General features: G+C 67.6%; 5 protein-coding genes. 3 read left to right on the top strand and 2 right to left on the bottom strand.

Annotated features, from left to right (window positions below; translation table 11 throughout):
* The coding region (locus JYJ84_RS29810; protein WP_205189845.1) for an NTP transferase domain-containing protein at positions 1 to 256 on the top strand (256 nt) is incomplete at its 5' end.
* Between the two features lie 200 nt (positions 257 to 456).
* A complete protein-coding gene (locus JYJ84_RS29805) occupies positions 457 to 597 on the top strand; it encodes a hypothetical protein (protein ID WP_021158153.1) in 141 nt (46 codons plus the stop codon).
* Positions 598 to 632: 35 nt separating this feature from the next.
* Here the strand turns inward: JYJ84_RS29805 and panE are convergent, their stop codons facing one another.
* Complete coding sequence (gene panE, locus JYJ84_RS29800; RefSeq protein ID WP_175220192.1) at positions 633 to 1,580, bottom strand: 2-dehydropantoate 2-reductase; 948 nt, start codon at positions 1,578 to 1,580, stop codon at positions 633 to 635.
* Positions 1,581 to 1,830: 250 nt separating this feature from the next.
* On the opposite strand from panE, the gene JYJ84_RS29795 reads away from it, so the two are divergent.
* Positions 1,831 to 3,384: a methyl-accepting chemotaxis protein gene (locus JYJ84_RS29795; RefSeq protein WP_175220191.1), complete on the top strand. Its 1,554-nt coding sequence runs from the start codon at positions 1,831 to 1,833 to the stop codon at positions 3,382 to 3,384.
* A 25-nt stretch (positions 3,385 to 3,409) separates the two neighbouring features.
* Here JYJ84_RS29795 and JYJ84_RS29790 read toward each other — a convergent pair whose 3' ends face one another.
* Complete coding sequence (locus JYJ84_RS29790) at positions 3,410 to 4,063, bottom strand: response regulator transcription factor (RefSeq protein WP_175220189.1); 654 nt, start codon at positions 4,061 to 4,063, stop codon at positions 3,410 to 3,412.
* Positions 4,064 to 4,296: the final 233 nt, after the last annotated feature.

Genomic DNA, 4,296 nt, shown 5'->3' with positions numbered 1-4,296 from the left:
GCCGTGGATCGCGGCTTCCACCTACGAAACCGTCACACGCGCGCTCGACGCCGACGGCGCGTCGATCGTCGCGCCCGCACATCGTGGCGTGCGCGGCCATCCGGTCGGGTTCTCCGCGCACCACTTCGATGCGCTCGCCGCCCTCGACGGTGACACCGGCGCCCGCGCGCTGTTTGCGAGCGCGCCAGTCAAGCTGCTCGACGTCGACGATCCCGGCATCGTGCGCGACGTCGACACACCGGCGGATTTGCGCTGACCGCGATCGCGCAGCGTTCGCACTGCACCGCATGCCCCGCTCCGGCGCAGCAGATTCCTGCACGAAAACCGCCCATGCACGGATTGCGCAGACGAAAGATCGCCGCAACAATCCCGCTGCAAACGCATGCCCGATTGGCTATAACGGAGACGAGGCGCCCCCCGCCGCGCCACCGCCGTCACGCACTGCGCGAGTTCTCCATGACCGATCACACGACCCCGACGCCCGAACCTCCGGCAGATCCGAACCGCGACCCGGAAGACGACCCGCTGTCGTCGCCGCCCGGCCATCACGACAACCCGCAGCAACCGGACGGACCGCCGAGCAAGGATCCGGTCTAGCCGCCGGGCGGCCGCACGACCGCCCGCTCCGGTGCCTACGCGGCCGCGTGCTCGCGCGCGGTACGCACTTCGTATGCCTTCAGGTGGTTGTACGCGATCCGCAGCAGCGACAGCGCATCGGCCGCCTGCGGGTCGCGGCGCGCGAGCAGGTCGCCGATCACGTGATCGGCTTCGACGCGCGCATGGTTCTCGACGTCGCGCAGCATCGACGCGGTCAACGGCGACGGCGCGAGCACCATCCGCTGCATCCGCTCGATGGCGGCCGGGTCGGGCCGGTGGCCGTTGTGCTCGGCAATCGCGCTGCATTCGGCGAGCATCGTCTCGAGCAGGTGGCGGCCGTCCGGCGCGGCGAGAATGTCGCCGACCGAGCCGCGGAACAGCGACGTGCTCGCGGCAAGCGTCGCGAGGAACACCCACTTTTCCCACATCCGCGCGGCCACGTTGTCGCTGAGCGTCGCATCGAAACCCGCGCCGCCGAGCACATCGGCCACCGCGCGCACGCGCGGCGATTCGCCGCCCGCGAGTTCGCCGAAGGTGACCCCGTGCGTGTCGTTGAGGTGCACGATGCGCTGCTCGCGATCGAGCGTCGCCGCGATCACGCACAGCCCGCCGAGCACCTGCGCGGCACCGAATCGCTCGCGCAGCACGTCGAGATGACGCATCCCGTTGAGCATCGGCAGGATCAGCGTCTGCGGGCCGACGAACGGCGCGAACGAGAGAATCGCGTCATCGAGGCTGTATGCCTTGCAGCTCAGCAGCACGAGGTCGAACGGCGCGACTCCGGCTTCCGCATCGCCCGCGCGCACGGTCTGCACGTTCGCGAGCGTCAGGTCACCGCGCGGGCTACGGATCAGCAACCCGTCACGCGCCAGCGCGGCCGCGCGGCCGTCGCGCACCAGGAACGTCACGTCGCGCCCCGCTGCGGCCAGCCGGCCGCCAAAGTATCCGCCGACCGCGCCGGCCCCTACCACCAGAATTCGCATCGTTGCCTCCTTTCGGTTTCATTCGCCGCCGCACCGCCGAGCCGGGCCCGCGGTGCGCGCGCAATCGCCCCGACAGTATAGCGACGCCCGTTATGCATATGCATAGATACCCGTATCGGCGTCGAAGGCATCGACTACGGTACCGGTTCCTAGGGATAACCCGTCTACGGCGACACGCACTTGGCGCCGTCAAGACACTTATCCCGTCACGCCGTTTCGGCGAGTTTCCAAGACCGACCGACCACACACCATGCGCAACCTTTCCCTGAATCAGAAACTCGCCTCGATGATCGTCATCCTCTGGCTCGGCCTGCTCGTAATCGCGGGGCTCGGCGCCTGGCAGACGCGCGCATCGATGATCACGGACCGCCGCGACGAGCTCGCGTCGCTGGTCGCGCAGGCCACGAGCGTGGCCGACCACTACTACAAGCTGTCGCAGCAGAATGCGCTGCCGGAAGCGGACGCCAAGCAGAAAGCGCTCGAGGCGATCGCCGCGATGCGCTACGGCGCCGACGGCTACATCTCGATCAACGACTCGAAGCCGGTGATCGTGATGCATCCGATCAAGTCCGATCTCAACGGCAAGGACGTGTCGAATTTCACCGATCCGAACGGCAAGCACCTGTTCGTCGAGATCGTGAAGGCCGGCAACCTGGAAGGCGGCAAGGGCTTCGTCGACTATCTGTGGCCGAAGCCGGGCGCCGACAAGCCGCAGGAGAAAACCAGCGCCGTGCAGCGCTTCGCGCCGTGGGACTGGTATCTCGTGACCGGCATGTACATGAACGACGTGCGCTCGGCGGTACTCGAAAGCGTCGGCCGCTGGCTCGCGATGACGACCGTGCTCGGCGGGATCGCGACCGCCGTGATGGTGCTGGTGCTGAAAAGCGTGCGTGCGAACCTCGGCGGCGAGCTGGAAGTTGCGCTCGACGCTGCGCAGCGCATCGCGCAGGGTGACCTGACCGCGCGCGTCACCGTGAAGCAAGACGATCGCGGCAGCCTGCTGCATGCCCTGCACACGATGCAGGGCGGGCTGATCGACATGGTGTCGCGCGTTCGGATGGGCACCGAGAACATCAACGTCGGCGCGAGCGAGATCGCGTCGGGCAACACCGACCTGTCGCAGCGCACCGAGGAACAGGCGGCCGCGCTCGTGCAGACCGCGTCGAGCATGGACCAGATGACCGCGAACGTGAAGCAGAACGCGGACAGCGCCGCGCAGGCCGCCTCGCTCGCCGACCAGGCCGCGCAAGTGGCGACGCGCGGCAGCGCGGTGGTCGACGACGTCGTGCGCACGATGAACGAGATCACCGACCGCTCGCACAAGATCGGCGACATCATCGGCGTGATCGACGGGATCGCGTTCCAGACCAACATCCTCGCGCTGAACGCGGCGGTTGAAGCGGCGCGGGCCGGCGAACAGGGCCGCGGCTTTGCGGTGGTCGCGGCCGAGGTGCGCTCGCTCGCGCAGCGCTCGGCGACGGCCGCGAAGGAGATCAAGACGCTGATCGTGTCGTCGAACGAGACCGTCGAGCAAGGCGCGGCGCTCGTCACGAATGCGGGCGAGACGATGGCCGAGATCGTGCAGTCGGTGCGGCGCGTGAACGAGATCCTCGACGAGATCAGCCATGCGTCCCGCGAACAGAGCGCCGGGATCGAGCAGGTCAACCGTGCGGTGGGCGAGATGGATCAGGTCACGCAGCAGAACGCGGCGCTCGTCGAAGAAGCCGCGGCCGCCGCGCATTCGCTGCGCGATCAGGCCGAGGCGCTGCGGGATGCGGTGACGCGGTTTGCGTTGCCGGCCTGACGGCTGCCGCCCGACGCATACACGCTCACGCGGCGCCGGCGCCAAGCCCCAACCCCGCCGCCCGCTGAATCAGCTCGACGTCATTGCTCACGCCGAGCTTCTTCATCGCACTGATCTTCTGCGCACTGACCGTCTGCTTGCCCTTGCTCAGACGGTGCGCGATCGTCTTGATCGGCACCCCCGACAGATACAGGCGAATGACCTCGATCTCGCGCGCCGTCAGCTTCGCGGGCGCCTCGCCACGGTCGCCGCATGCGTCAACCGCGCGCCTGACGAGTGGCGACAGGTAGCGCCCGCCGCTGTAGCTCGAATGAATGGCCGTGACGATATGGCCGACCTCGTCGAACTTGCTGACGATGCTCACGCTGCCGGTCGCGAGGATCGACCCGAAAATCAGCGGATTCTCGTTCGCGACCAGCGCGACGATCCCGACGTTCGGACGTGTGCGCCGCAGCCAGTCGAACAGCGCGAGGCCGTCCATCTGCGCGTCTCCGCGAACCGCATAGTCGACCAGCACGACATCGCAGTCGACACTGCCGAACGACGCGACCAGTTCGGCCACACTCCGGTAGACCGCAACGATCTCGATCGCACAGCCGCTGCCGGCGACCTGCTCGATGCCGGCCAGCGTCAACGGCCAGTCGTACGCGAAGACGATGCGAACATTGAATTTCCTCATGCGCAGTTCCAGGGGGTTCGCCGGCCACACGACGCGGAACGCGCACGGCCGGTTTGGCGTTGAAAGGACGTTCAGGCTATTTTCAGCCTGAACGTCGATTCTATGAAGCCGCGCGCGGACGGGATATCGGACAGCATCGGGATCGGCCGTCCGGGACGTAATACGAGTTTGATATTTGCGCCGGTTCGAGCGCCCGACACATAGCGACCAGCCTCGGCCGGCATCGGCCGGAT

The sequence above is a fragment of the Burkholderia sp. LMG 13014 genome (assembly GCF_905232215.1).
Classification (GTDB): domain Bacteria; phylum Pseudomonadota; class Gammaproteobacteria; order Burkholderiales; family Burkholderiaceae; genus Burkholderia.
This window is presented reverse-complemented; position numbering and strand designations above follow the sequence as displayed.